Source organism: Streptomyces sp. NPDC041940 (assembly GCF_055589465.1).
On sequence record NZ_JBVJBP010000008.1, the window covers coordinates 251,442 to 276,491 of the forward strand.

At 71.8% G+C, this 25,050-nt stretch carries 23 protein-coding genes; 6 read left to right on the forward strand and 17 right to left on the reverse strand.

The genetic code is table 11. The features are described 5' to 3' along the window. Positions 1 to 5: 5 nt before the first annotated feature. From ACZ6I3_RS16915 to ACZ6I3_RS16935, 5 genes are all read right to left on the reverse strand, one after another. Positions 6 to 725: a GvpL/GvpF family gas vesicle protein gene (locus ACZ6I3_RS16915; RefSeq protein WP_469415329.1), complete on the reverse strand. Its 720-nt coding sequence runs from the start codon at positions 723 to 725 to the stop codon at positions 6 to 8. Continuing rightward, positions 722 to 1,105 carry a gas vesicle protein GvpJ gene (gene gvpJ / locus ACZ6I3_RS16920; protein ID WP_469415400.1) on the reverse strand — a complete coding sequence of 128 codons (384 nt, stop codon included), beginning with the start codon at positions 1,103 to 1,105 and terminating at the stop codon, positions 722 to 724. The genes ACZ6I3_RS16915 and gvpJ overlap by 4 nt, the downstream gene beginning before the upstream one ends. A gap of 135 nt (positions 1,106 to 1,240) precedes the next feature. Beyond that, positions 1,241 to 1,537, reverse strand: coding sequence for a gas vesicle protein GvpO (locus tag ACZ6I3_RS16925; protein WP_469415331.1), 297 nt, complete (start codon positions 1,535 to 1,537; stop codon positions 1,241 to 1,243). 58 nt (positions 1,538 to 1,595) lie between these two features. Next, positions 1,596 to 1,970, reverse strand: a complete 375-nt coding sequence (locus ACZ6I3_RS16930) for a nuclear transport factor 2 family protein (RefSeq protein ID WP_469415333.1) — start codon at positions 1,968 to 1,970, stop codon at positions 1,596 to 1,598. Continuing rightward, the gene (locus ACZ6I3_RS16935; RefSeq protein WP_469415334.1) at positions 1,963 to 2,511 is read right to left on the reverse strand and encodes a DUF1697 domain-containing protein; all 549 of its coding nucleotides are present in this window, start codon (positions 2,509 to 2,511) and stop codon (positions 1,963 to 1,965) included. Before ACZ6I3_RS16935 ends, ACZ6I3_RS16930 begins: the two co-directional genes overlap by 8 nt. Before the next feature lie 316 nt (positions 2,512 to 2,827). Here ACZ6I3_RS16935 and ACZ6I3_RS16940 point away from each other — a divergent pair, with 316 nt between their 5' ends. Continuing rightward, on the forward strand, positions 2,828 to 5,080 hold the full coding sequence (locus ACZ6I3_RS16940; RefSeq protein ID WP_469415336.1) for an MMPL family transporter: 2,253 nt from the start codon (positions 2,828 to 2,830) through the stop codon (positions 5,078 to 5,080). Between the two features lie 56 nt (positions 5,081 to 5,136). Here the strand turns inward: ACZ6I3_RS16940 and ACZ6I3_RS16945 are convergent, their stop codons facing one another. After that, the gene (locus ACZ6I3_RS16945) at positions 5,137 to 5,457 is read right to left on the reverse strand and encodes a hypothetical protein (RefSeq protein WP_382825667.1); all 321 of its coding nucleotides are present in this window, start codon (positions 5,455 to 5,457) and stop codon (positions 5,137 to 5,139) included. Positions 5,458 to 5,656: 199 nt separating this feature from the next. On the opposite strand from ACZ6I3_RS16945, the gene ACZ6I3_RS16950 reads away from it, so the two are divergent. After that, the gene (locus ACZ6I3_RS16950) at positions 5,657 to 6,607 is read left to right on the forward strand and encodes a zinc metalloprotease (RefSeq protein WP_469415337.1); all 951 of its coding nucleotides are present in this window, start codon (positions 5,657 to 5,659) and stop codon (positions 6,605 to 6,607) included. A gap of 19 nt (positions 6,608 to 6,626) precedes the next feature. Here ACZ6I3_RS16950 and mgt read toward each other — a convergent pair whose 3' ends face one another. The 4 genes from mgt to ACZ6I3_RS16970 all read right to left on the reverse strand — a co-directional run bounded on the left by mgt (position 6,627) and on the right by ACZ6I3_RS16970 (position 10,670). Then, positions 6,627 to 7,814, reverse strand: coding sequence for a macrolide-inactivating glycosyltransferase (gene mgt, locus ACZ6I3_RS16955; protein WP_469415338.1), 1,188 nt, complete (start codon positions 7,812 to 7,814; stop codon positions 6,627 to 6,629). Between the two features lie 59 nt (positions 7,815 to 7,873). Then, positions 7,874 to 8,473 (reverse strand): hypothetical protein, encoded by a 600-nt coding sequence (locus ACZ6I3_RS16960; RefSeq protein WP_469415340.1) that lies wholly within the window; start codon positions 8,471 to 8,473, stop codon positions 7,874 to 7,876. After that, on the reverse strand, positions 8,470 to 9,894 hold the full coding sequence (locus tag ACZ6I3_RS16965; RefSeq protein WP_469415402.1) for a sensor histidine kinase: 1,425 nt from the start codon (positions 9,892 to 9,894) through the stop codon (positions 8,470 to 8,472). The genes ACZ6I3_RS16960 and ACZ6I3_RS16965 overlap by 4 nt, the downstream gene beginning before the upstream one ends. Before the next feature lie 80 nt (positions 9,895 to 9,974). Then, positions 9,975 to 10,670 carry a response regulator gene (locus ACZ6I3_RS16970; RefSeq protein WP_469415342.1) on the reverse strand — a complete coding sequence of 232 codons (696 nt, stop codon included), beginning with the start codon at positions 10,668 to 10,670 and terminating at the stop codon, positions 9,975 to 9,977. A gap of 139 nt (positions 10,671 to 10,809) precedes the next feature. Here ACZ6I3_RS16970 and ACZ6I3_RS16975 point away from each other — a divergent pair, with 139 nt between their 5' ends. Beyond that, on the forward strand, positions 10,810 to 11,700 hold the full coding sequence (locus ACZ6I3_RS16975; protein ID WP_469415343.1) for a DUF3152 domain-containing protein: 891 nt from the start codon (positions 10,810 to 10,812) through the stop codon (positions 11,698 to 11,700). 23 nt (positions 11,701 to 11,723) lie between these two features. On the opposite strand, the gene ACZ6I3_RS16980 is transcribed toward ACZ6I3_RS16975, so the two are convergent. The 3 genes from ACZ6I3_RS16980 to ACZ6I3_RS16990 are packed head-to-tail and all read right to left on the reverse strand — an operon-like array spanning position 11,724 to position 14,769. After that, a complete protein-coding gene (locus ACZ6I3_RS16980) occupies positions 11,724 to 13,004 on the reverse strand; it encodes an ABC transporter substrate-binding protein (protein WP_469415345.1) in 1,281 nt (426 codons plus the stop codon). Then, positions 13,004 to 13,837 carry a carbohydrate ABC transporter permease gene (locus ACZ6I3_RS16985; protein ID WP_469415346.1) on the reverse strand — a complete coding sequence of 278 codons (834 nt, stop codon included), beginning with the start codon at positions 13,835 to 13,837 and terminating at the stop codon, positions 13,004 to 13,006. The genes ACZ6I3_RS16980 and ACZ6I3_RS16985 overlap by 1 nt, the downstream gene beginning before the upstream one ends. After that, complete coding sequence (locus ACZ6I3_RS16990) at positions 13,834 to 14,769, reverse strand: carbohydrate ABC transporter permease (protein ID WP_469415348.1); 936 nt, start codon at positions 14,767 to 14,769, stop codon at positions 13,834 to 13,836. The genes ACZ6I3_RS16985 and ACZ6I3_RS16990 overlap by 4 nt, the downstream gene beginning before the upstream one ends. Positions 14,770 to 14,937: 168 nt before the next feature. Between ACZ6I3_RS16990 and ACZ6I3_RS16995 the strand changes: the two genes are divergently transcribed. Continuing rightward, positions 14,938 to 15,801: a phosphotransferase gene (locus ACZ6I3_RS16995; protein WP_469415350.1), complete on the forward strand. Its 864-nt coding sequence runs from the start codon at positions 14,938 to 14,940 to the stop codon at positions 15,799 to 15,801. Positions 15,802 to 15,817: 16 nt separating this feature from the next. On the opposite strand, the gene ACZ6I3_RS17000 is transcribed toward ACZ6I3_RS16995, so the two are convergent. From ACZ6I3_RS17000 to ACZ6I3_RS17015, 4 genes are all read right to left on the reverse strand, one after another. Then, complete coding sequence (locus tag ACZ6I3_RS17000) at positions 15,818 to 16,540, reverse strand: exonuclease domain-containing protein (RefSeq protein WP_469415351.1); 723 nt, start codon at positions 16,538 to 16,540, stop codon at positions 15,818 to 15,820. Positions 16,541 to 16,646: 106 nt separating this feature from the next. Beyond that, positions 16,647 to 17,888 carry an SAV2148 family HEPN domain-containing protein gene (locus ACZ6I3_RS17005; protein ID WP_469415352.1) on the reverse strand — a complete coding sequence of 414 codons (1,242 nt, stop codon included), beginning with the start codon at positions 17,886 to 17,888 and terminating at the stop codon, positions 16,647 to 16,649. A gap of 114 nt (positions 17,889 to 18,002) precedes the next feature. Continuing rightward, on the reverse strand, positions 18,003 to 19,328 hold the full coding sequence (locus tag ACZ6I3_RS17010) for a copper amine oxidase (RefSeq protein WP_469415354.1): 1,326 nt from the start codon (positions 19,326 to 19,328) through the stop codon (positions 18,003 to 18,005). A gap of 44 nt (positions 19,329 to 19,372) precedes the next feature. After that, complete coding sequence (locus tag ACZ6I3_RS17015) at positions 19,373 to 20,185, reverse strand: Tat pathway signal sequence domain protein (protein ID WP_469415356.1); 813 nt, start codon at positions 20,183 to 20,185, stop codon at positions 19,373 to 19,375. Positions 20,186 to 20,367: 182 nt separating this feature from the next. On the opposite strand from ACZ6I3_RS17015, the gene glgX reads away from it, so the two are divergent. Both glgX and treY read left to right on the forward strand, forming a co-directional pair. Further along, the gene (gene glgX, locus ACZ6I3_RS17020; RefSeq protein WP_469415357.1) at positions 20,368 to 22,497 is read left to right on the forward strand and encodes a glycogen debranching protein GlgX; all 2,130 of its coding nucleotides are present in this window, start codon (positions 20,368 to 20,370) and stop codon (positions 22,495 to 22,497) included. A 126-nt stretch (positions 22,498 to 22,623) separates the two neighbouring features. Continuing rightward, positions 22,624 to 24,993 (forward strand): malto-oligosyltrehalose synthase, encoded by a 2,370-nt coding sequence (treY, locus tag ACZ6I3_RS17025; protein ID WP_469415359.1) that lies wholly within the window; start codon positions 22,624 to 22,626, stop codon positions 24,991 to 24,993. Positions 24,994 to 25,050: the final 57 nt, after the last annotated feature.

The following is a 25,050-nucleotide window of genomic DNA, read 5'->3' on the forward strand; positions in this document are numbered from 1 at the left end:
TCCCGTCAGGCGGCGAAGCTGTAGGGGGGCAGCGGGCCGCGCAGCCGGAAGTCGTAGGCGTCGCCGTAGTCGTGGGCCAGGCCCTGGCCGGCCGCGGTGAACTCGTCGGCGCGGGCGCGTTCGACTAGGAAGGAGACGTTGAGGAAGTCGTCCTTGGACGGGTCGGCCACGACGCTGGCCCGGGCCAGCCCGGACAGTCGCCCGACGATGTCTTCGGCCTGCCGCCGCTGCCGGGCCTCGACCTGCCGGGCCACGAGTTCGCCGAGGGCGAGGCGGTCCTCGTAGGCGCCGCTGCCGTCGCGGGTGTGCTGGTTGAGCCGGCGGGCCTCCTCGGACTCGTCGAGCACCTCGCGCAGCAGGTCGTCCTGGGAGCGGGCGGCCTTGAGGTTGAACTCGGCGGTGCCGTGCAGTTCGCCGAGCCTTCGGGTGTACTCCTCGCCCTTGTGCTCCAGGGCGGTCCTGACGGCGGTGTCGTCTGGGGCGAGCAGGCCGAACCGCATCGGGAGGACCGATCCGTCGGCCATCAGGCGTTCCTGGAGTTCCTGGTGGGCGGCGAGGTCACGGCGTTTGGGACGTAGCCCCGGGGGTGCGGCGCTGACGACGGCGGCGAGCGGGCCGTGGACGAGTACGCGCGGGGGGTCGTCGGTCCCGCCGACGGTGCGCAGGCCGTCGAGCCGCAGGGGGTGGTCGGAGCGGGTGACGGCGTAGACGTAGACGCCGCTCACCGCTCCTCCTCGCGGTCCTTGTCGTCGCGGTCGAAGATGTCGCCGATCGCGTCGATGGCCCCGCCGATCGCGCCGCTGGTCTTGCCCCGGGCTCCGCTCTCGACGAGGTTGCCGACGATGTCCGTGAGCTTGTCCGGGGCCTTGCGGCCGGCCTCCAGGTCGAGGCGGTTGCAGGCCTCGGCGAAGCGGAGGTAGGTGTCGACGCTGGCGATGACGATCCGTATGTCGATCTTCAGGATCTCGATGCCGACCAGTGAGACCCGGATGAACACGTCGATGACGAGCCCCCGGTCCAGGATCAGTTCGAGGATGTCGAAGAGGCCGGCGGAACCCGAACCGCTGGAGGTGGCGGCGGGTTGCACCCCGCCGGACTGCGTCATGACGGTCACGTGGGCGATTCCTCTCGCGAGAGTCCGTTCTCGTGCCGTCCGTAGGTACGGGGGTGGTGGCGGCCGTGTTCACGTGAACACGAAAAGAGTTGCAGCGAGAGGGAGTTGAGAGGAATCGGGTCGGTGCTAGCGCTGTCGGTCGAGCTGGCCGCGGGCGTAGCGGCGCACCCGCTCGTAGCCGAGCAGCCCGCCCTGCGGGTCGAGGGTGACCCGGTAGGTCGCCATGATGGTCATGGTGTCGGGGACCCGCTCCAGCTCCGCGACCTCCACGTCCGCGGTCCAGCCGTCCGGGGTGGGGCGGACGGCGGTGACGGAGTCGGGCGTCTTGCCGAGCAGTTCGGCGAGCTGGCTCGCCGCGCCGCGCATGGCCTGGACGGCGGTCGTACGACCGGCGGGAGTCGTCTGATCATCGGTGCTCGTCATGGCCCTACGGTGCCAAGGCCCCGGGCCGCGTGGGGGCGATTCGGCCAAACGTCCGGTGTCACCTCACCTGTTCGCTAAACGGCGTGGCCTGGTGGAAGTAGAGCAGCCACCCGTTGTCCGTACGCCGCCACAGTGAGCTGCGGTGCGCGCGCCTGCCGTCGTACTCCGTGTCGAAGGTCAGGTGCACCAGGTCGGGGGCCAGCTGTACGCCGCGCATGCGGGAGGTGGCGACCGGCGGGGCTTCGAGGTCGGTGGTCTCGGCCAGGGAGGCGATGATGGCGGCCCGGTCCCAGTGCCGTCCGGATGCGCCGAACTCGTGGAAGTCGGGGTGCAGCAGCGCCCCTGCCCGTTCGGGCGAGCGGCGGACCTCCGGGGTGAGCAGCGCCAGCTCGCCTTCGACGGCGGCCTGGACGTCCGGGGTGTGTTCAGGCATCGGTCATCTCCACCAGCTTCACCACGGTGTTCCAGTTGCGGGTCGTGGCGATCACGCCCTTGTTGATCCGTGGTTTCGACAGGTGTTCGGCCAGCTTGGAGCGGCCGAGGCCGTTCGGGGCGTAGAGGTACAGGGCGCGGTCGCCCAGGCGGAACTCCTCGGGGAGGTAGGCGGCCTGGTCGATCTCCGCGAAGCGGTCGGGGGCCACGGGCACGGAGAAGTAGGTGACGTGGAGCTGCTTGGCCTCCAGTTCGGCGGCCGGGAAGGGGCACGCCTCGGCGATCGCCCGCAGATAGGCGTGGTCGCGCACGATCACGTCGACGCCGAAGCCGAAGTGCTTCTCGACGGCCTGCGTGATCTCGGCCGCGTGGGACCGCTCGTCACCGTGGCCCGAAGTGAACACCGCCTGGCCGCTCTGCAGGTACGTGCGCACGCCCTCGTGGCCGAGGTTCTCCAGGAGTGTGCGCAGGTCCGCCATCGGGACCTTCCTGCTGCCGCCCACGTTGATGCCGCGCAGCAGTGCCGCGTACGTCGTCGTCATCCGCACACCTTAGGACGGCCGTCGTGCCCCGTGGGGGTGGGCACGAGGGCCGTCGGCGGGCGGCTGCCCGGCCCCGTAAATTACTCACCGGTCACCGCGGGGCACAACCATCTGCTCAGGATCCACACAGTGTGTGTAAGGGGCCACGGTCCCTCGCGGTCCTCCCCAGTGCGGAGGAGACGAGGTCCATGGGGATGAGTTCCGGCCCCGCCACCTCACCGGACAGCACGACGAGATGGCTTTATCCGGCCCCTACCTTCGAAACGGAAGGGGGCGGCAGGGGGCCGCCACCGCTGTACGAGGGGGCGAGCCCGTCATGGGGAACGGAGAAGCGCGGGTGCGGGGCTTTGCGGCCCGGGCCGGCGGCTGGAGCGCCCGGCACCGATGGGCCGCCGTCGGTATCTGGGTGCTGTTCGTCGTCCTGGCGATGGGGCTCGGTTCGGCGGCGGGCCGCGTCGATGTCAAGGACAGCGACCAGCTGAAGGGGGAGACGCACACCGCCGCGCGGATCATCGAGGACGCCGGGATCGACGAGCCGGCCGGTGAGAGCGTCCTGATCCAGGCCAGGGGTGGTGGTCTCAAGGCCACGGACGCCGAGTTCAGGAGCGCCGTGACCGCCGTGGTCGAGGCCGTCGAGGGGACCGGCAGGGTCACCGACGTGACCTCGCCGTACGACACGAAGACGATCTCGAAGGACGGGCGCAGCGCGCTGGTGCAGTTCGACATGCGCGGCGCGGCGGACACCGCCGGCGAGCGGGTCGAGCCGGTGCTGAAGGCCGTCGAGGGCGTCCAGAAGGACCACGCGTCGCTGCGGATCGAGGAGATCGGCGGCGCCAGCATGATGAAGACGTTCGACGACGCGTTCGGGGACGACTTCAAGAAGGCCGAGTACTCCGCGGTGCCGGTGGCCCTCGGCATTCTGCTCATCGCCTTCGGCGCGCTGGTGGCGGCCCTGGTGCCGGTGGCACTGGCGGTCACCGCGATCATGGCGACGATGGGCCTGATGGGCGTCGTCAGCCACGTCATGCCGATGAGCGACACCGCCAACTCCGTGATGCTGCTGGTCGGCATGGCGGTCGGCGTCGACTACTGCCTGTTCTATCTGCGCCGGGAGCGCGAGGAGCGCGAGGCCGGGCACGACGCGCGGACGGCGCTGCGGATCGCCGCCGCGACCAGTGGCCGCGCGATCGTCGTCTCCGGTGTCACGGTCTGCGTGGCCATGGCGGGCATGCTGTTCACCGGGCTCGCCGAGTTCGAGGCGATGGGCCTGGCCTCGCTGATGGTGGTGGCCGTGGCCATGGTGGGGTCCGTGACGGTGCTGCCCGCGCTGCTGTCGCTGCTGGGCGAGCGCGTGGAGAAGGGCCGCATTCCGTTCCTGCGCCGACGCAAGCCGGGCGGCAGCCAGGACAGCCGGTTCTGGACGGCCGTACTGCGGCGCGTCCTCGCCCGGCCCGTGATCGCCGTGGCGGTGGCGGCCGGTGCGCTGCTGGCCATCTCCGCTCCCGCGCTCGGCATGAAGACGCAGCAGCTCACGCTGGACCAGGAGTTCGGCGACTCGCTGCCGATCGTGCAGACGTACAACCGGCTCAACGACGCCTTCCCGGGCGGCTCGGAGCCGGCCGAGGTGGTCGTCAAGGCGGACGACATCAACGCGCCGGAGGTGAAGTCCGCACTCGCCGACTTCCGTGACCGGGCGATCAGTTCGGGTGCCTCACGCGGCCCGGTGGAGATCAAGCTGCACGACACGCAGAACGTCGCGTTCGTCTACGTCCCCCTGGTCGGCGGCTCCGACCTGGACCGGGCGGGCACGAGCCTGGACAAGCTGCGTGACGAGGTGCGTCCGGCCACGCTCGGCAGGGTCGACGGGGTCGAGGCGCCGATCACCGGGCAGGTCGCGGGGTCGAAGGACTTCAACGACCAGCTCGCCGGAGCCGTCGTGCCGGTGTTCGCGTTCGTCGTGGTCTTCGCCTTCCTGCTGATGCTGCTGTCGTTCCGCTCGCTGACGATCGCGCTCACGTCGATCGTGCTGAACCTGCTGTCGGTGGGCGCGGCGTACGGCATCCTCGTCGCGATCTTCCAGCACGGCTGGGGCGCTTCCCTGGTGGGCGCGGAGGGCGTCGGCGCCATCATCACCTGGCTGCCGCTGTTCCTGTTCGTGATCCTGTTCGGCCTGTCGATGGACTACCACGTGTTCGTGGTCTCCCGGATACGGGAGGCGCGGCTGCGGGGTCTGGCGACGAAGGACGCGATCCGGCACGGCGTGGTCACCACGGCCGGGGTCGTCACCAGTGCCGCGGTCATCATGGTCGCCGTGTTCGCGATCTTCGGGACGCTGTCCATGCAGTCCATGAAGCAGATGGGCGTCGGCCTCGCGGCGGCGGTGCTCATCGACGCGACGATCATCCGGGGTGTGCTGCTGCCGGCGGTGATGGCGCTGCTCGGGGAGCGCAACTGGTATCTGCCGAAGTGGCTGCACCGGCTGCCGGACCTCACGCACGACGAGGCGCCGCGGGCGGTCGTCGCCGGACCGGCGGCGCGGGACGACGAGGGCGAGCCCCTCAAGGTCTGATCCCCGCCACTGCCCTGAGAGGGCCTGTTGGTTGCCCAGGCAACCAACAGGCCCTCTCAGTTCGTGAGTCGGCGCACGTGCAGCACACTCGCGTCGCAGCGCACGATCTCCAGCTCCCGGTCCGGGCGGGCGCCGTCGAAGGTGAGCGCGATATGACGGTCCGCCACGAGCCGCCAGCGGCCGGGCACGGCCGCGGGAGCGTCACCGCGTCCCAGCGGGTGGTCGACGAAGGCGCCGTCGGGCGCGAACTCCATGCCGCGGCGCCCGCGCGCGGGCGGGAAGGGATGGTCGTCGGGCCGGTACACCCGCACGTCCTCGTGGTCCTCCTCGTAGGAATGGATCCAGGAACGGAACAGGTCCGACGAGGGCTCTCGCATGACCCGGCCACCTCACTCGCCCAAAGCAGTTCACATTGCCGGTCTTATACCCAAGTGACTAGGATTGTCATTGTATGGGTTCGGAGGGAACGGGCAACCGACCGCTCCGCCCGGCGTCGCCCGGCCCTCGCGGCGCGTGTCAGACGCGCACTTCCGCAGCCGCGTGCGCGGCACACCCTCAGCTTCCCGAGGGGCAGTCATGTCCGACGCCCAGTCCTATCTCCGCGTCACCTCCGCCGACTACAGCCACTGGTGCGGTGCGATGGAGGTGCACCGCAGACTCCTCGACCTGAACCCGGAGTACGCCGAGAACCGGGCCCTGATCGAGAACACCGCGTTCACCTACGAGCGGCTGGAACAAGTCACCGGCCGGCAGAGCCTCGTCGACATCCCCGTCGTCGTGCACGTCGTGCACAGCACCCCCGAGCAGAACGTGAGCGACGCCCAGATCCAGAGTCAGATCGAGGTGCTCAACCACGACTTCCGGGCCGGCAACCCGGACGTCAACAAGGTTCCGGCGGCCTGGCAGGAACTCGTGGCCGATGTGCGCCTGCAGTTCCACCTCGCCCGGACCGACCCGCTGGGCCGCCCCACCAGCGGCGTCACCCGGACCCGGTCCTCGACCCCGGACTGGGGCACGGACGACCTGGTCAAGTTCAGCCTGAGCGGGGGCCGGGACGCCTGGCCCGCGGACATCTACCTGAACCTCTGGGTCAGCCCGCTGCGTCGCGGGCTGCTGGGCTACGCCCAGTTCCCGGGCGGCGCCGCCTCCACGGACGGAGTGGTCGTGACCACCTCCGCCTTCGGGACCACCGGCACCGCCAAGGCGCCGTTCGACGGCGGCCGTACGGCCGTGCACGAGATCGGGCACTGGCTGAACCTGCGGCACATCTGGGGCGACGACGACGAGGGGTGCAGCGGCGGCGACTTCGTGTCGGACACCCCCAACCAGGCGGGGCCGAACCTCGGTTCACCCGACTTCCCCCATGTGACGTGCGGCAACGGGCCGAACGGCGACATGTTCATGAACTACATGGACTACACCGACGACGCCGCGATGTTCATGTTCACCAAGGGGCAGGCGGCGCGCATGGACGCCACACTGGACCAGGCCCGCCAGACCCTCACCCGCCAGGCCGTCGCGGTGTGACGGCCCGGCGGGCGACCTGCTAGGGCAGTTCGGCCTCGATGAGGTCGGCCGCGTGGTGCGTCCCGCCCGCCTGGAGCAGCTCCGCCTGGATCTTCAGGCGACGGGCCACCTCGGGGTCGTCGACGAGGGCGAGGGCCGCCTCGCGCAGGACCTCGCCGGTCGCCTCCTCCGTGGCGAGGCACCGGGCGACGCCGAGGTTCCGGAGCATCTCCGCGTTGCCGAACTGGTCCACGGCCTGCGGTACGGCGATCATCGGCGTGGCGGTGGCCAGGCCCTCCTGGCTGCCGCCCGCGCCGGCGTGCGTCACGAACAGGTCGGCCTGCCGCAGGATCGCGAGCTGCGGCACCCAGGAGCGCACCTCGACGTTCGCGGGGACGTCCCCGAGGTCGGCCGGGTCGACATGCCTGCCGATCGACAGCACCATATGCCAGCCGGGCAGGTCGCCGAACGCCCTGACGCACTCCCGGTAGAAGCCGGGCTGCTTGGTGAAGGCGGACCCGAGGGAGACGAGCGCGACCTTCTCGGCACCGGCCGGCCGCTGCCAGCCGCCCTCGGCGGCGCGCTCCCCCTGGCAGGCCCCGACGAAGGAGTGCACGGTCTCGTCGACACGGTCCGCGTTCGGCTGGAGCGCCCTGGGGATCAGGACGATCGAGCGGTCGGGTCGGCCCACGAACGGGTCGGGGTGCCGGCGGATCCCGTTCTCCTCCAGCCAGGCGTGGAAGCGGGCGTAGTAGGCGCGGCCCCGCTCGGTCTTCTTCGGCTCCTCCCACATGGGCTCGGCGACCTCCTCCTCGTACCCCTCCCAGGCGACCAGGTTCGGCGACAGGGAGATCGCGGGGACACCCCAGCGGTGGGCGAGGACGCGGGCCGGGTAGGAGGCGATGTCGTGCAGGACGAGGTCCGGCTCGTCGCCCTCGTAGGCCTCGATCAGCTGCGGGAGTGCCTGGATCGCGTCGTCGAGGAACGGCTCCACGTTGTCGAGCAGCGTGTTCCCCCACGCCTCGGGGTCGTCGTCGGGCGAGGGCAGCGTGGAGTTCCACGGCTTCACCTCGGCACCGGTGTCCGCGACCTTCTCCGCGAAGACCGGCGGGATCGCGTAGGTCACCCGGTGGCCGCGCGCCACGAGCTCGCGGATCACCTCGAGGCTCGGGTTCACGTGGCCATGGGCGGCGATGGAGAACATGGCGATGTGCGCGCGAGTGGTCATACGCCGACCCTAAACGAGACGATACGTCTCGTGCAACCTCTTCGGGTCGCCGATGTCCCTCACGTGGTGGGGCAGCGCGCGGGCGTGCTCTCGAGAGGGCGGCCGTCCCGGCCTGCGACCGTGACCGTCACCGGGTCGTCCCCGGGATTCGCGATCTGCGCGGCCTCGGTGGCGGTGCAGATGAGCTGGGTCACCGCGAGATCGGGCAGATCGCCGGCGGATGGGAGGGACAGTGCGATGGACACCTGGTCGCCCCGTGTAGTGACCTTCGCGAACTCCGTGGCTTCGGCCGCCCGTGGGGCCTCCGTGGCCGCCGGCAGCGGGGCTTCCGTGGCAGCCGGCCGGGCAGGATCGGCCGGGACGGCCGTCGGCGGGTCCACCCCCGTCCGCGGCAGCAACGACTTCAGCCCGAAGGCCTGTTCCTCCGCCGTGGGCCCTTGCAGCAGCGCCTCCACGGCCGACGCGGCGCCGAGCGGGGTGACGCCCCGGCGCGGGACGGGCGCGGGCCTGCCGTCCGCCACGAAGTAGACCCGTATCGTCGGCACGACCCCGCCGGCGGGACCGCCCGCCTCCACCACGCCGGTGGCCGGGATGCCGCAGGAGGCGAGCCCGCACAGCGCCGGCACGACCAGCAGCGCGGCTCGGCGCCGGGCCGTCACAGGTGCTCCCCGCGGGCCGGCTCGTCCCGCCACAGCGGGAGTTCGACGGTGAACACCGCGCCGCCCTCCGGTCGGTTGGCCGCCCGGACGCTGCCACCGTGCACCCGGACGTTCTCCGCGGTGATGGCGAGACCCAGACCACTGCCCTCGGTCCGGGTGCGGGCGGTGTCCGACTTGTAGAAGCGCTCGAAGACATGCGGCAGGACGTCCTCGGGGATGCCGGGACCGCTGTCCAGCACCTCGATGACCGCCGACCGCTCGCCGCCCGCGCGCAGGCCCAGACGGACCGGCCGGGCTCCGTGCCGGAGCGCGTTGCCGACCAGGTTCGCGACCACGACGTCGAGCCGGCGCGGGTCGACGCGGCCGCGTACGGCGTCCGGTGGCGGCAGGTCGGCGTCCACCAGGTCCGCCCAGGCACGGTCGGCGAGGGTGCGGCGCAGCGACTCGGCGAGGTCGATCTCGTCCAGGTGCAGCACGGCGGCGCCCGCGTCGAAGCGGGAGATCTCCATCAGGTCGTCCACGAGACGGGCCAGTTTCACGGTCTCCTCGCTGATCAGCCGGACCGCGGTGGCGGTGTCCGGGTCGAGACGGGCGGCGTCCTCGTCGAGGACGTCGGTGACCGCCGCCATGGCGGCCAGCGGGGTGCGCAGTTCGTGCGAGACGTCCGCGGCGAACCGGCGGGCCCGGGCCTCCACGCCGCGCAGTTCGGCCACCGACTCCTCCAGGGCGGCGGCCGTCTCGTTGAACGTGTGGGACAGATCGGCGAGTTCGTCGGAGCCGTTGACCGCGAGCCGGGTGTCGAGCCGCCCTTCGGCGATGCTGCGGGTGGCGTGCCGCAGTGCGCGCACCGGCCGCAGCACTCCGCGCGCGGCGAGCAGCGCGAGCAGCACGGCGACGCCCAGGGCGGGCACGGTGGCCCGCTCCACGGCGGTGACCAGGGCGTCCACGTACCGCTGTTCGGTGGCCTGCGGCACCGTCAGGAAGACCTGGACCCCCGAGGCGATCCCGCGGTTCTCGTCGCCGGCGAAGGTGACCGACATGCCGACGACGAGCGAGGTGTGGTCGCCGGTGTTCACCCGCTGGAAGACGGTGGCGGGGCTGGAGTCCACGGCCTCGCGCAGACCGGGCGTCAGCTCGTCGAACGGGTCGCCGGGGCGGGACGTGGCGCTCAGATCCTCGTAGGCGACCAGCACGCGCCAGTTCCCGGACGGCTCGGCGCGGGCCACATCACCGGCGAAGCGCCGCAGTTCGGCCTCGGCCGGGGGGAAGGAGAGCTGCGGGGCGAGCCGGTCGACCTGGGTGCGCAGCAGCTTGATCACGGTGTCCTGGCTCTGCTGGAGCACACCCGTGCGCGCCTCCCGGAAGCTCAGGGCGCCGGTGGTCGCCGCGGTGAGCGCGGCGACGAGCGCGAACGCCACCACCAGGCGGGTGCGCAGCCCGCGCAGACGTGGGAACAGCCCCCGCAGGCGGGGGGCCAGGGCGTTCCTCGCGGAGAGGTTCCTCACGGGGACACGAACCGGTAGCCGAAGCCGCGCACGGTCTGGATGTAGCGCGGCTCGCGCGAGGGCTCGCCCATCTTGGCCCGCAGCCGTCGGACGCAGGCGTCCACCAGGCGCGCGTCACCGTGGTAGCTGTGTTCCCAGACGGCTTCCAGGAGTTGCTGCCGGCTGAACACCTGGCCGGGTGCGGCGGACAGCGTCAGCAGCAGCCGCAGTTCGGACGGGGCGAGCGGGACCGGGCCGCCCTGCCAGGTGACCGCGTGCCCGGCGCGGTCGATGGCCAGCTCGCCGTAGGTGTCGATCTTCGGTATGCCGCCGTCGCCCGCCGCCACGGCCGTCGCCCGGCGCAGGACGGCCCGGATGCGCGCCTCGAGGACCCGGGCCCGCACGGGCTTGACGACGTAGTCGTCCGCTCCGGCCTCCAGTCCTACGACGATGTCCACGTCGTCCCCGCGCGCGGTCGCCATGAGGATCGGCAGCGTCTGGTCCAGGGCACGCATCGCGCGGCAGACGTCCAGGCCCGGCATCCCGGGCAGCATCAGGTCGAGGACCACGACGTCCGGCCGGAAGGACCGCAGCCGCTCCAGCCCCTCCTCCCCCGTCTCGACGGCGGCGACGTCGTGCCCCTGGCGGCGCAGGGCGAGGGCGACTCCTTCACGGACGGCGCGGTCGTCTTCGATCAGCAGAACTCGTGGCATGGGCTCAGTATCCGCAGGCCCGCGCACGGACGGGCCCCTGTTACCGGATGATCACACAGGCCTTCCAGCCCATCTTCGTAATCTTTCCGTTATCATTCGCGCCATGTTCGATCACATGACCCTCGCAATCTGAACGATTATGACCGCGCACTCCACACCTCCGTCCCACAGCCGCCGCCGGGGCCGTGGCTCTACCCACTCCGCAAGCCGCCGCGGCAGGAAGGGTCCGCTGTTAGCGGGCCTGTCCGCGCTGGCGCTGCTCGGGGTGGCCGGACTCGCCTCGGTGGAATGGACGTCGGCGAAGCCCGGAGGAACGGCGGCCGAGTCCGGCCCCGGCCCGGGGACCGAGCCCGCGCCGGACTCCCCCTCCACCACCGCCCCGGCCAGACCCCTCACCCCGTCGGACCCGTCCTCCCCGTCCGCCTCGCCCTCGCCCTCGCCCTCTGCCTCCGCCCGGCGGGAGATCCCGGCCACGGGCCCCGGCACCTTCACCGTCGCCCCCGGCTCGGGCCCCGAGGTGGGACAGGGCCGGGCCCTGCGCTACCGGGTCGATGTCGAGGACGGCATCGAGCTGTCCGCCCCGGACGTGGCCGAGCAGGTGGAGGACGTCCTGGCCGACCGGCGCGGCTGGACGGCGGACGGCCGCTCCGCGTTCCGGCGGGTGTCGAGCGGGCCCACCGACTTCGTCGTGAAGGTCGCCACCGCCGGGACCGTGGACAAGATCTGCGGGCAGTACGGCCTGGACACCGGCGGCGAGGTCAACTGCAACGTCGCCAAGAACGTCATGGTCAACCTGAAGCGCTGGCTCCTGGCGACTCCCGTCTACGCCAAGGACGTCAAGGCCTACCGGGCCCTCATCATCAACCACGAGGTCGGTCACTTCCTCGGCCACGGCCATGTCGGCTGCCCCGGCCCCGGCAAGCCGGCCCCCGCGATGATGCAGCAGATCAAGGGCATGCGCGGCTGCGCGCCCAATGTCTGGCCGTACGACGAGGAGGGCCGGTACCTCACGGGACCCGCCGTGCCTTGAACGGAGCCGGACCGGCGACGCCGTCAGCGCTGATAGCGCGCCAGCACCAGGTTGCCGTCCCGCTCCAGCCGTTCGCGCAGTGCGCCCGGTCCGATGGCTCCGCTGTAGTACTCCTGGAGAGCCGGGGTCGCCACCTTGTCCTTCCACTCGGGGTAGCCCCGCACCGTCTGCGCGGGCGCCGGGCGCAGGTGCCCGGCGAGGGCGGTGCCGGTGGCCCAGCCGTGCTCGGCCGTGCGCAGGGCCGGGTCGGCCAGCGCCCGGGTGCCGGTGGGCAGCATCCAGTCGCCGAGGGCGAGGCGGACCATGTTCGGCGGTCTGAGGAGGAAGTCGATGAAGGCGGCGGCCTCCTTCTTGTGCGGGCAGTCCTCGGCGACGGAGAGGGTCTGCGGGCTGACGCCCTGGCTGAGCCCTCCGGCACCGGCGGGGGCGGGAAGCACCTGCCAGTCGAAGCCCTTCGGCGCCTGCTGCACGATCTGCTGACGGTAGGAGAAGCCGAGCGGGACCATCGCGTATCTGCCGCCGAAAAACCCGGGCAGGGTGTCGGAACCGCCGCTGCCCAGGGTCGTGGGCGAGGCGCTGCGGTCGGTGCCGACCTGCTCGTGGATGGTGCGCGGCACCACCTCGTCGGCCGCCTGGAACCGAACCGTCACCTTGCCGTCCGCCCCACGGTGGAAGAGCTGTCCGCCCGCCGACAGGGAGAGGTTGAGCGTGGCGGAGACGGGCTCCTTCAGGGGCCAGGCGATGCCGTACTTCCCCCGGCCGCTGAGGCGCTCGGTGACCCGGCGGAACTCGGCCCAGCTCCACGGCTTCTGCGGGGTCGGGATCCGCACCCCGGACTTTCGGAGCCACTTCGCGTTGGCGATCAGCACACGTGGTTCCTGGAGGAACGGCACGCCGTAGACACCGTCCCCGAAGGTGGTCGTGTCCCAACTGCGCCGCGGGATGTCCGACTTGAGCCGCGCGGGCAGCAGGCCGGTGAGATCGGCCAGGTAGCCGCCGTAGGCGAAGTCCGCCAGGTCGTCGGAGGCGTCGTGGATGATGTCGGGTGCCTCGCCGCCCTCGAAGGCGGTGAGGAGCTGGTCGTGGACGCTGTCCCAGGAGCCCTGGACGTACTCGACCCGGACGTCCGGGTGCGTGGCGTTCCACTCCTTCACCAGCGCCTTGTTGGCCTCGACGGACTCCTCCTGCCAGGCCAGGGACTGGAAGCGCAGGGTGATCCGGCCGTCGTCGCGGGTGCCCCCGGAGGAGCAGCCGGCGAGGAGCAGCAGCAGGGCCAGGACCAGGGCCGGCGGACGCGCGCGCATCAGCTCTTCACCGCCCCGGTGAGCATGCCGCCGGTGATCCGCCGCTGGATGATCGCGAAGACGACCAGCGACGGCAGCGTCGCGAGGAACGCCGCCGCCGCGAGCGGGCCGAGGTCGGCTACGCCCTCGGCCCCGATGAAGTGGGTGAGCACCACCGGCAGGGTCTGCTTCTCCGGTGTCTTGAGCAGCACCAGCGCGAAGAAGAACTCGTTCCACGCGGTGATGAACGCGAACAGGCCCGTCGCCACGATGCCCGGCGCGAGCAGCGGCGCCGTCACCGACACCAGTGTCCGCACCCGGCCGGCCCCGTCGATCGCGGCTGCCTCCTCCAACTCGGGCGGCACGGCCCGCACATACCCGGCGAGCATCCACAGCGCGAACGGCAGCGCCCACACCACGTACACCAGCACGAGACCCGGCACGGAGTTGATCATTCGGAGGTTCTTCAGTACGAGGAACAGCGGGATGATCAGCAGCACGAACGGGAACGCCTGGCTGACCACCACCCAGCCCGTCACCGCCTTCGCCAGCCGGGTGCGCCGCCGGGCGACGACATAGGCCATCGGCGTCGCGATCAGCACGGCGACGACCGCCGCCGTGAGCGCGGCGACGAGGGAGTTGAGGGCGGCGTGCAGCAGCGGCTGTTCGTCGAAGGCCTGCCGGAAGTTGGCGAGGGTGGGGTCCTCCGGGATCCACGTCGGGTGCAGACTGCCCAGCTCGCGCGGCGGTTTGAACGCCGTGGAGACCAGCCAGAGGAACGGGAAGGCGAGGAAGACCAGGTAGGCGAGCAGCGCGGTGTACTGGCCGACGCGGGCCGGTGCGGAGGTCCTCACGTGTCGTCACCTCCCCTGAGACGGCCGGCGAGGAACACGGCCAGGGCGATCGAGATCACGGCCACCATCACGCACCCCATCGCCGCCGCGTAGCCGAACTGCCCGTAGCGGAAGGCCTCTTCGTAGGCGAAGAGCATGGGAAGCCGGGTCCGGCCGCCGGGGCCGCCGCTGGTCAGCACATAGACCAGGGCGAAGGAGTTGAAGTTCCAGATGAGGTTGAGCGCGGTGATGGCGAGGGCGATGGGCCTGAGGGCGGGCCAGGTCACCGTGCGGAAGCGGCGCCAGGCACCCGCCCCGTCGACCGCCGCCGCCTCGTGCAGTTCGCGCGGGGTGTTCTGCAGCCCGGCGAGCAGCGCCACCGTCGTCTGGGGCATGCCCGCCCAGACGCCCACGAGGATCACGGCGGGCAGCGCGGTCGCCAGCCCGCTGAGCCAGTCACGGCCGCCGCCCAGGCCGACATCGCGCAGGGTCTCGTTGAGGATGCCCGCGTCCGGGTTGTAGACGAGCCGCCACATGATGCCGACGACGACCTCAGGCATGGCCCACGGGACGATCGCCAGGGCGCGGGCCAGCCAACGCAGCCGCAGCTCCTGGTTGAGCAGCAGGGCGAGGCCCAGCGCGAGCAGGAACTGCGGCACGGTCACCCCGACCGCCCACACCAGCCCGATCCGGAACGACTCCCAGAACAGCGTGTCGTGCAGCAGGTCACGGAAGTTGAGGCCGCCGATCCACTGGGTGGGCTCAGTGCGGCCCGACTGGGCGTCGGTGAAGGCCAGCAGGATCCCGTACAGCAGCGGGCCGACGCTGAGGACGAGGATGGGGATCAGGGCGGGCAGCACCAGGAACCAGGCGCCGTGGTCCACGGCCCGGCGGGGCCGGGCCCGGCCCGGTTCCGGATCGGCCGGCCTGCGCACCTCGGTCACCGACGTCACGGCATCAGCCCCTTCGCACAGCTCGGACGGGCCAGGTCATGGTCGTGAAGAGGGCCTGCCTCGTCAAGACACCGCGCACACGGTCCCACCTGTGCGAATGCGACACTGACGGACGGATGGCCGGAACCCGACGGTGACGCGCAAGGACCTGGATCACGGAGGCGGACGATGGACGAGGCACGGGCGCGGGACGTACTGGCCGCGGCGGGCGCGGTGGGCGGTGCGGCCCGTGCGGCGCGGCTGCTGGCGCTGGGCGAGAACGCGGTGTTCGCCGCCGGCGACCTGGTCGTCAAGGTCGGCCGCGACGCCGAGCTCCTCGACCGGGCCCGCCACGAACTGGACGTCGCGATCTGGCTCGCCGAGGCGGGCGTGCCCGCGGTGCGGGCGGCCGAGCCGAAGGCGCTGCTGGTCGAGGGGCACCCGGTGACGGTGTGGCACCGGCTGCCCGACGCCGTACGGCCCGCCGAGCCGCGCGATCTGGCCGAACTGCTCCGGGTCGTGCACGCCACGCCTCTTCCTCCTTTCGAACTGCCGGCCCGCGATCTGCTGGGCGGGGTGGAACGCTGGCTGCGGCTCGCGGGCGACGCGGTCGACCCCGCGGACGCGGCGTATCTGCGCGAGCGGCGGGACGGTTTCGCCGCGCGGGCGGCCGCGCTGACGCCGCAGCTGGCGCCCGGGCCGATCCACGGCGACGCGCTGCCCCGCAATGTGCATGTCGGCCCGGACGGACCGGTTCTGGTCGACCTGGAGACGGTCTCCGCCGATCTGCGCGAGCACGATCTGGTGGTGATGGCGCTGTCCCATGACCGGTACGGGCTCGCGGACGAGGCGTACGCGTCCTTCACCGGGACGTACGGATGGGATGTCCGGGAGTGGGACGGGTGCTCGGTGCTGCGCGGCGCCCGGGAGACGGCCAGCTGTGCGTGGGTGGCCCAGCACGCACCGGGCAACCCGAAGGCGCTGGCCGAGTTCGAGCGGCGGGTGGCGTCGCTGCGGGAGGGCGACGAGACGGTGCGGTGGTATCCGTTCTGATGGCCCAGGGGCCCGCTCAGACCCGCTCGTCCGCCAACTCCCGCAGGGGCCATGCCCCGTCCACCACGGCGTTCGCGTCGCCCTTGCCGCGCAGGAAACTCTGGAAGTCCGCCGCCCACTGCGCGTACCACTCGATCTGGCGGTGGTGCAGGTCCACCGGGCCCAGGCTCGCGATCTTGGGGTGGCGGTCGGCTATCGCACCGGCCAGCCGGGCCGCCGCCAGGGCGTCGGCCGTGGCGTCGTGGGCGGAGTCGAGGACCACGCCGTACTCCGAGCAGACCGCCTGGAGGTTGCGTTTGCCCCGGCGGTAGCGGTCGACCCAGCGGTCGATGGTGTACGGGTCGATGACCGGGGCGGGGTCCACGCCGCCCAGGCGGTCCCGCAGGGACGGCAGTCCGTACCGCCGCAACTCGGCGGAGAGCAGGGTCAGGTCGAAGGCCGCGTTGTAGGCGACGACCGGCACGCCCGACTTCCAGTAGGAGGTGAGGACGTCGGCGAGGGCGTCCGCCACCTGGTCGGCCGGCCTGCCCTCGGCCGCGGCGCGCTCATCGCTGATGCCGTGCACCGCCACCGCGTCCTCGGGGATCGGCACCCCCGGGTCGGCCAGCCACTCCCGGCGCCCCAGCGGCTCCCCGCCCCTGACCTCGATCACGGCCCCCGTGACGATGCGCGCCTCGCGCGGATCGGTGCCCGTCGTCTCCAGGTCGAAGCCGATCAGCAGCTCCCGGTGCCAGCCCATGGGCGGTCCCCCTTCTTGTGGTGCGTCCCCCGGTGGTGTCCCCCAGTGGTCTCCACCTTCGCACGCACCACTGACAATCCGAGGAGCGCGGTCCGCGGGGCACCGTTCACGACACCGGCCGCGAATCCGCCCACATCACCTCGAACTCCTCGCGGTACGTGGGAAAGAGGCCGCTTTCGTCGATCTCGCCCGACTTGACCACCTTGCTGCCGTTGCGCAGCACGAACACCGGCGCCTCCATGCCGCGTGTCCGGCGCAGATAGTTCTGCACGACCGCGACGCCGTCCGCCCCGTCGCCGTCGACCAGATACGCCGTGAAGCGGGGGGTCTCGTCGAAGACCTGGATCTCGAAGGCGCCCGGGTCGCGCAGCCGGGCGCGCACCCGCCGCATGTGCAGGATGTTCATCTCGACGGCCCGGCTGAGCTCGCCGCGCTTGATGCCCAGTTCGCGCTCGCGCCGCTTGACCGCGCTGGAGGCCGGGTTGAGGAACAGCAGCCGCACCCGGCAGCCGGACTCGGCCAGCCGCACCAGCCGGCGGCCGGAGAAGTTCTGCACGAGCAGGTTGAGGCCTATGCCGATGGCGTCGAGGCGGCGGGCGCCGCCGAAGATGTCCTCGGCCGGGAACTGCCGCATCAGCCGCACCCGGTCCGGGTGGACGGCGACCACGTCCGCGTACCGGTCGCCGACCAGGTCCTCGACGGCGTCGACGGGCAGCCGGCGTGCCGACGGCACGTCACCGTCGGCGCCGAGCATCTCCAGCAGCCGGGCCGAGGCGCGCTCGGCCTGGTTCAGGACGGCCTCGGACAGGGCCCGGTTGCGGGAGACGACATTGCGGGTGACCTCCAGCTCGTCCAGGGCGAGTTCGACGTCGCGGCGGTCGTCGAAGTAGGGCTCGAAGCAGGGCCAGTGCTGCACCATCAGCTCGCGCAGCTGCGGCAGGGTGAGGAAGGACAGGACGTTGTCGTCGGCCGGGTCGAGCAGATAGCCCTTGCGGCGGCTGACCTCGCGTACGGCGACGGCGCGCTGAACCCATTCCTGCCCGGCGGGTCCGGCGGCGGCCACCACCCAGTCCTCGCCGTGGACGGGCTCGTAGATGGGCCGCAGTACGGCGGCGACGACCGAGCGCAGCCGCTGTTCGACGAGGTTCAGCCAGATGTAGGCGCGGCCGGCCCGCTGGGCGCGGGTGCGCACCTCGCGCCAGGCGTCGGTGTCCCAGTCCAGTTCCGGGCCGATCGAGCCCGTCGCGTCCATCGGCCGCGCCAGGGACACGGCACCGGTCGGGACGTCTGTGGAGTGCCCCTCGTGACCCTCGTCACCAGGGGGCAGCTCCAGCCCTCCCGAGCCCACCCGCGCACCGCCTTCCGCTCCCCCGAGCCTCCCGAGGGGCCTGGCCCCACCCAACGATCAAGGAAGGGTACTCCGGGAGCGGTCGGCGGTGCAGCCGGATGGACAGGGTCGTTCTCAACCCCGGGGCTGCCAGTGCCCGTTCTGCCAGTCGAGCTCGGCCGGAGTGAGCGGATTCATGGCGGTGACGTCGCGCGGGGCGATGGAGAATCCCTGCCAGTGGACGGGCATGGGCTGCTGGTCCTCGTCCCGGGCTATGTGGTGGAAGCCGATGTTCGTCCAGACCACGGGGTGCTTGAGGGCCTGCCCGTTCACCCACTTGTCGACGGAGTTGCCGGCTCCGGCACCACAGTCGCCGGGGTTGTGGCTGGCGAACAGCTCGCACTTGTTGTACTCGGTGAAGTACACGTCGTGCTTGGTGTAGCTGCGGCCCGGGTACTTGGTCGTCGGGCCGGGGACGATCTCGTAGGAGCGCGGGTGCCCGTCCTTGTTCTTGCCGGTCGCGCTGACCACACGCCACCAGCGGTAGTTCTTGCTGTCCCCGGCGAGTTCCTTGGTGACCTCGGTGCGGGTCGTCTTGGTGCTCGGGGCGCGCTGGCCGGCGGCCGGGGCGGTGACGGCCGAGTCGTACTGCTCGACCTTGTTGGCGGTGGAGCCGTCGAGGGCGAAGTCGAGCCGCCAGAAGGCGTTGTGGCTGTGGCTGGTGGCCTTGGCGGCACTCGCGCCCTTGCCGATCGGCCAGCCGCGGCCGTCCCCGGCGTCGTAGTCGTCCCACGACAGGCTGCCGGTGGCGCCGACGTTCATGGTGATCGTGCCGTCGTCCTGGAAGCGCCACTCGGTCATGTACTCGTACCAGCCGACCTGGTTCACGGTGTAGACGAGCAGGTCCTTGCCCTGGGTCTGGTAGACCTTGTTCGCGGTGTCGCCCTGCATGCGGTAGGCGTGGCCGCGGGAGCGGGTGGTGGTGCACAGGCCCTTGACGTTCGGGTCCTCGTTCCAGGAGTCCGGGACCTTGACCGTCTTGATGGCGCCGCCGGGGCACTCGCCGGGCGCCAGGTTCATCAGGCCCTGGGCGAAGTCGAACCCGGTCAGGTCGTCGTACTCGACCTTGCCGTCGTCGTACGGGACGTGGATCTGGCCGAGCCTGGCGCTGTTGAGGACCTTGACCGGCTTGGGTTCGCCCTTGGGCTGGTACGAGATGTTCTCCAGGACGAGGCCGGCCTTGCCGTCGTAGCGCCAGCACATCCGCCAGGTGGTGCCGGTGGAGAGCTTCTGCTCGATGCGGTGGGCTGCACCGCAGTAGGGCGCCGCCGGCGCCGCGGGGGCGGCCTTCGGCCGGGCGGAGGCGGGTCCCGCGCCGGCCGTGAGGCCGGCGGCGAGGGTGGCCACGGTCAGCCCCACGGCCGCCCGGGTGCGGACCTTGCTGTGTCTGTTCACACGCATGACGAGATGACTCCCTGACAGTGAGAGCGAGAAGAGCGAGCGGGTCAGCGGTCGAGCCGGGCGGCCTTGCGGGCGCTCAGGTCGATCACGATCGACCTCGCGTCGACCCACGGGCCGTTCTTGATCTTCGGGAACAGCCGGACGCAGCGGTGCTCGCCGCAGCGGTCGAGCACGGCGGGCTGGGCGCCCGGCGCGGCCCGGTAGACGGCGCCGCTGAGCTGCAGCTGGTCCGGGGAGGTGAGTTCCTTGCCGGTGGCGTCCCGGTAGTCGGCCTTCAGTCCCGCGCCCAGCGGGTCGGCGATCAGCAGCTTGGCCGCCTCGGCCTTCTCGTCGCGGCTCAGGGGCGGCTGGACGCCGCGCTGGGTGCCGGTCCGCACCACCTTGCCGGTGCCGAGGTCGACGGTCCTGGTGACGAGGGTGTCGTCCCGGTAGTCGTAGTAGGTCACGTCGGCGCGCCGTGGCGCGTCCGGGTCACCGACCTCGCCGGCCTCCGGTTCGGCGAGGTCGACGCCGAGACGCTGCGGGCCGCGTTCCCCGTCGACGCTCTCGCTGCTCTGGAGCAGCTGCCGGTTCAGGGCGATCTTCGCGACCCGCTCCGTCTCGTCGTCGGTCAGCGGGTCGCGGCCCGTGCCCTTCTCCCCTTCGGCGGGCGCCTCCTCCACCACCCCGGGCGCCACGGCCCGGTCAGCTTCGGCCTCCCGCGGTACGGACTGCCCGGCCTGCCCTGCCCTGGTTCCCGTGTCGTCCGCCCCCGCCGTGCCCGGCAGGGTGATCCCCACCATCACGGCTGTCCCGGCCACGGCGATGGCCGTACCGGCCACCACCTTGCCTAAATGGCGGTGCAGCGTCTTCCGCACATCTTCCCCTTACTCCCCCCAACGGCCCCGGGAGTATCTTTTTGCCCCACAGATTCGGCATACCGCGTATGCACTGGTCATTCGGTAAGAGGGACATAAGTCATAGGAGGTTCCCTCACTTTCGGGGAGACTCGGGGCCAAGGCGTCCCCACCGGCGCCGCACACCTGAAAGAGTCGTGTCCATGCAGGTCTGGCCTGGAGAGGCGTATCCACTCGGTGCCACGTACGACGGCGCCGGTACCAACTTCGCGGTCTTCTCGGAGGCCGCGGACCGAGTAGAGCTGTGTCTGCTGCACGACGACGGCTCGGAGACGGCGATCGAGCTCCGGGAGAGCGACGCGTTCGTGCGCCACGCGTACGTGCCGGGGATCATGCCGGGACAGCGGTACGGGTTCCGGGTACACGGCCCGTACGCCCCGGAGCACGGGCTGCGCTGCAACTCAGCGAAGCTGCTGCTCGACCCGTACGCGCGTGCGATCAGCGGTTCGATCGGCTGGGGCGAGGAGGTGTACGGCTACCACTTCGACGAGCCGGACCGGCGCAACGACCTGGACTCGGCGCCGCACACGATGACGTCGGTCGTGGTCAACCCGTACTTCGACTGGGGCGACGACCGGCTGCCGCGCACCGAGTACCACCACACGGTGATCTACGAGGCCCATGTCAAGGGCCTCACCATGCGCCACCCGGGGCTGCCGGAGGAGCTGCGCGGCACCTACGCGGCCCTCGCCCACCCGGCGGTCATCGAGCACCTCACCGAGCTCGGGGTCACGGCCCTGGAGATGATGCCCGTACACCAGTTCGTGAACGATCACCGCCTGGTCGACATGGGCCTGAACAACTACTGGGGCTACAACACGATCGGCTTCTTCGCCCCGCACAACGCCTACGCGTCCTGGGGCGACCGGGGCCAGCAGGTCCTGGAGTTCAAGTCGGCGGTGAAGGCGCTGCACGAGGCGGGTATCGAGGTGATCCTCGACGTGGTCTACAACCACACCGCCGAGGGCAACCACATGGGCCCGACGCTGTCCTTCAAGGGCCTGGACAACTCGCGCTACTACCGGCTCACCGACGATCCCCGCTACTACATGGACACGACAGGGACAGGGAACTCCCTGCTCATGCGGTCCCCGCACGTGCTGCAGCTGATCATGGACTCGCTGCGGTACTGGGTCACCGAGATGCATGTCGACGGGTTCCGCTTCGACCTCGCCGCCACGCTGGCCCGGCAGTTCCACGAGGTGGACCGGCTGTCGTCGTTCTTCGACCTGGTGCAGCAGGACCCGGTGGTCTCGCAGGTGAAGCTGATCGCCGAGCCGTGGGACGTGGGCGAGGGCGGCTACCAGGTGGGCAATTTCCCGCCGCTGTGGACCGAGTGGAACGGCAAGTACCGGGACACCGTGCGCGACCTGTGGCGGGGCGAGCAGCGCACCCTCGCGGAGTTCGCCTCACGGCTGACCGGCTCGTCCGACCTGTACCAGGACGACGGTCGCCGCCCGCTGGCCTCCATCAACTTCGTGACCTGCCACGACGGCTTCACGATGCACGACCTGGTGGCGTACAACGACAAGCACAACCACGCCAACGGCGAGGACAACCGGGACGGCGAGAGCCACAACCGGTCCTGGAACTGCGGGGCCGAGGGCGAGACCGACGAGCCGGACGTACGGCGGCTGCGGGCCCGGCAGATGCGGAACTTCATCGCGACCCTGATGCTGTCGCAGGGCGTGCCCATGATCAGCCATGGCGACGAGTTCGCCCGCACCCAGCGCGGCAACAACAACGCGTACTGCCAGGACAACGAACTGGCCTGGGTCGAGTGGCCGGAGGGCGACGAGGAGGAAGGCGGACTCAAGCGGGAGCTGCTCGCCTTCACGCGCGCGATGGTGTGGCTGCGCCGGGACCACCCGGTCTTCCGCAGGCGGCGCTTCTTCCACGGCCGGCCGGTGGAGGGCACGCACGACGACCTGTCCGACATCGCCTGGTTCACTCCGGAGGGCCGGGAGATGACCCAGCGGGACTGGGACTCGGCGCAGGCGTCGGCTCTGACGGTGTTCCTCAACGGCAACGCGATCTCGGAGCCGGGCGCGCGCGGGGAGCGCATCTCCGACGACTCGTTCCTGCTGATGTTCAACGCCTCGCCGAAGACGCTGGAATTCGTGGTGCCGGTCGACCACGGGCGGCAGTGGCAGGTCGTGGTCGACACGGCCCGCGCCGACGGGGTGCCGGCGGACACCGGCCAGAAGGTGCAGGCCGGGGACCGGCTGACCCTGACGGACCGGAGCCTCACGGTGCTCCAGCGGCCCGTGTAGTCGCCCCCTCGGCCTCGCCCCGCGCGGGCGGCGCGTCGTCCGGCGGGAGCCACTCGTCCGGGCGACGCGCGGCGCACCTGGCGCGGGCGATGACACGAACGGCGGCGGGGCGGGTACGTACGGTTCATGACACCTGAGCGACCTGACCCGGTGGTGCCCACGGCCACGTACCGGCTGCAGCTGCAGCCCGATTTCCCCTTCGGGGCCGCGGCGGCCGTGGTGCCGTACCTGGCCTCGCTCGGCGTCTCGCATCTGCACCTGTCCCCCGTCCTGGAGGCCGTGCCGGGTTCGACGCACGGCTACGACGTCGTCGACCACGCGCGCGTGCGTGCGGAGCTGGGCGGCGAGGAGGGGCTGCGGGCGCTGGCCCGCACGGCGCGTGGGCACGGGCTCGGCCTGGTGGCGGACATCGTCCCGAACCACATGGCCATGGCCCCGCGCCACAACCGCGCCCTGTGGGAGGTGCTGCGCGAGGGCCCGAAGTCGCCGTTCGCGCGCTGGTTCGACATCGACTGGGAGGCGCAGGACGGCCAGGTGCTGCTCCCGGTGCTCGGCGGGCCGCTGGGCGAGGTGCTCGGGGAGCTGCGTGTCGACGGCGACGTCCTGCGCTACCACGACCATGTGTTCCCGCTGCGCGAGGGCACCCAGGACCTGCCGCTGCCGCATCTGCTGGACGCGCAGTGGTACCGGCCGGTGTGGTGGCGGCTGGCCCGGACCGAGCTCAACTACCGGCGGTTCTTCAGCATCTCGGAGCTGATCGGGGTGCGGGTGGAGGACCCCGAGGTGTTCGAGGCCACCCACGGCAAGATCCTCCGGTTGCTGCACGAGGGCGTGGTCGACGGGCTGCGGATCGACCATCCCGACGGGCTCGCCGACCCCGACGGCTACCTCGAGCGGCTGCACGAGGCGACGGGCGGCCGCTGGACGGTCGTGGAGAAGATCCTGGCCGACGGTGAGCACCTGCCGGCGTCCTGGCCCGTCGCCGGGACCACCGGCTACGACGCCCTGCGGCACGTGGACGGGCTCTTCATGGACCCGGCCGGGTTCGGGGACCTCCTGGGGCAGTACCGGCGGTTCGCGGCCCCGCAGACGGACCGGGGCGGGCAGTGGGAGGCGACGGTGCGGCGGGCGGCGTACAAGGTCCTCACACACGAGCTGGCCACGGAGACGGACCGGCTGACCCGGGTGGCGGCCCGGCTGTGCGCGACCGCGCCCGAGCCCGCCCTGCGCGACCGCGCGCCCTGGGCGCTGCGCACGGCGCTCCAGGAGCTCCTGGTGCGCATGGACGTCTACCGGCCCTACGAGTCGGCCGACGCCGCGTCCGTCGTCACCGAGGAGGCCGCGGCCGAGGCCCGGCAGGCGTTCGCCGTGCCCGAGGAGGCGGGCGCGGTGGACGTCGTACGTGATCTGGTGCTGGGGCGGTACGGCGACGGGCCCGCGCAGGTGGAGTTCCGGACCCGGTTCGCGCAGACCGCGTCGGCCCTGCGGGCGAAGTCGGTGGAGGACACGGCGTTCTACCGGTACGTGCCGCTGCTGTCGGCGACCGAGGTGGGCGGGAACCCGGGCTCCCCCGCGCTGTCGCCGGAGGAGTTCCACGCGTACTGCGCGCGCGTGCAGCGCGACTGGCCGGTGAGCGGGACGGTGGCCTCGACGCACGACACCAAGCGCAGCGGCGATGTCCGGGCGGCGCTGAACGTGCTCACCGAGTGCCCGGACCGCTGGGCGGACGTCCTCGCCGAGGTGACCCGCACCGGGGAGGGCGTGCCGGACGCGCAACTGGCGTGGGCGGCCTGGCAGACGGTGTTCGGGCTGGGCCCGGAGCCGGGGTCGCCTGAGCGGGTGCGGGGGGCGTTGCTGAAGCATGTGCGCGAGGCGGGCATGTACACGAGCTGGACCGAGCAGGAGCCGCCGTACGAGGAGGCGGTGGCGCGGTTCGTGGCGGCCGGGCCGTGCGGTGCGCCCGCCGAGCGGGTGGCGGCCTTCCGGGACGCCCTGGAACCGCACATCCGGGCGAACGTGCTGGGCACGGCCCTGGTCCAGCTGACGATGCCGGGTGTCCCGGACGTCTACCAGGGCACGGAGGTCGAGTACCGGGCGCTGGTCGACCCCGACAACCGGCGGGCGGTGGGCTTCCCGCCCGAGGAGTCCGGCGGGACCTCCGGGCAGAAGGCGGCGGTGACCCGCGCGGCCCTGGCGCTGCGGGGACGGCGCCCCGAGGCCTTCGGCGACACGGCGACGTACACGCCGCTGACCGCCGAGGGCCCCACCGCGGCGTACTGCGCGGCCTTCGTCCGCTCCGGCGAGACCCTCACGGCCGTGACGCGGCTGTCCCTGCGGCTGGCGGAGGCGGGCGGCTGGCGGGACACCCGGCTGCCGCTGCCGCCGGGGCGCTGGGCGGATGTGCTGGAGCCGGGGCGCGAGTTCACGGGGCACGCGCGCGTGGCGGAGCTTTTCGCGGGGCTGCCGGTGGCGTTGCTGGAGCGGGTGGGCGAGTGAGGCCCCTGACGTCACGCCACCAGCAGGGACCACACACCGTTCACGGCGCCCGCCGCA

Bases quoted from the DNA above. Each gene is read 5' to 3' on its own strand.
- ACZ6I3_RS16975 (WP_469415343.1), top strand. From the start codon at position 10,810: ATGACCGCGCACTCCACACCTCCGTCCCACAGCCGCCGCCGGGGCCGT.
- ACZ6I3_RS17010 (WP_469415354.1), bottom strand. From the start codon at position 19,328: ATGCGTGTGAACAGACACAGCAAGGTCCGCACCCGGGCGGCCGTGGGG.
- ACZ6I3_RS16945 (WP_382825667.1), bottom strand. From the start codon at position 5,457: ATGCGAGAGCCCTCGTCGGACCTGTTCCGTTCCTGGATCCATTCCTAC.
- ACZ6I3_RS16980 (WP_469415345.1), bottom strand. From the start codon at position 13,004: ATGCGCGCGCGTCCGCCGGCCCTGGTCCTGGCCCTGCTGCTGCTCCTC.
- ACZ6I3_RS17000 (WP_469415351.1), bottom strand. From the start codon at position 16,540: ATGGGCTGGCACCGGGAGCTGCTGATCGGCTTCGACCTGGAGACGACG.
- glgX (WP_469415357.1), top strand. From the start codon at position 20,368: ATGCAGGTCTGGCCTGGAGAGGCGTATCCACTCGGTGCCACGTACGAC.
- ACZ6I3_RS16940 (WP_469415336.1), top strand. From the start codon at position 2,828: ATGGGGAACGGAGAAGCGCGGGTGCGGGGCTTTGCGGCCCGGGCCGGC.
- ACZ6I3_RS16950 (WP_469415337.1), top strand. From the start codon at position 5,657: ATGTCCGACGCCCAGTCCTATCTCCGCGTCACCTCCGCCGACTACAGC.
- mgt (WP_469415338.1), bottom strand. From the start codon at position 7,814: ATGACCACTCGCGCGCACATCGCCATGTTCTCCATCGCCGCCCATGGC.
- gvpJ (WP_469415400.1), bottom strand. From the start codon at position 1,105: ATGACGCAGTCCGGCGGGGTGCAACCCGCCGCCACCTCCAGCGGTTCG.
- ACZ6I3_RS16925 (WP_469415331.1), bottom strand. From the start codon at position 1,537: ATGACGAGCACCGATGATCAGACGACTCCCGCCGGTCGTACGACCGCC.
- treY (WP_469415359.1), top strand. From the start codon at position 22,624: ATGACACCTGAGCGACCTGACCCGGTGGTGCCCACGGCCACGTACCGG.
- ACZ6I3_RS16930 (WP_469415333.1), bottom strand. From the start codon at position 1,970: ATGCCTGAACACACCCCGGACGTCCAGGCCGCCGTCGAAGGCGAGCTG.
- ACZ6I3_RS16995 (WP_469415350.1), top strand. From the start codon at position 14,938: ATGGACGAGGCACGGGCGCGGGACGTACTGGCCGCGGCGGGCGCGGTG.
- ACZ6I3_RS16935 (WP_469415334.1), bottom strand. From the start codon at position 2,511: ATGACGACGACGTACGCGGCACTGCTGCGCGGCATCAACGTGGGCGGC.
- ACZ6I3_RS16970 (WP_469415342.1), bottom strand. From the start codon at position 10,670: ATGCCACGAGTTCTGCTGATCGAAGACGACCGCGCCGTCCGTGAAGGA.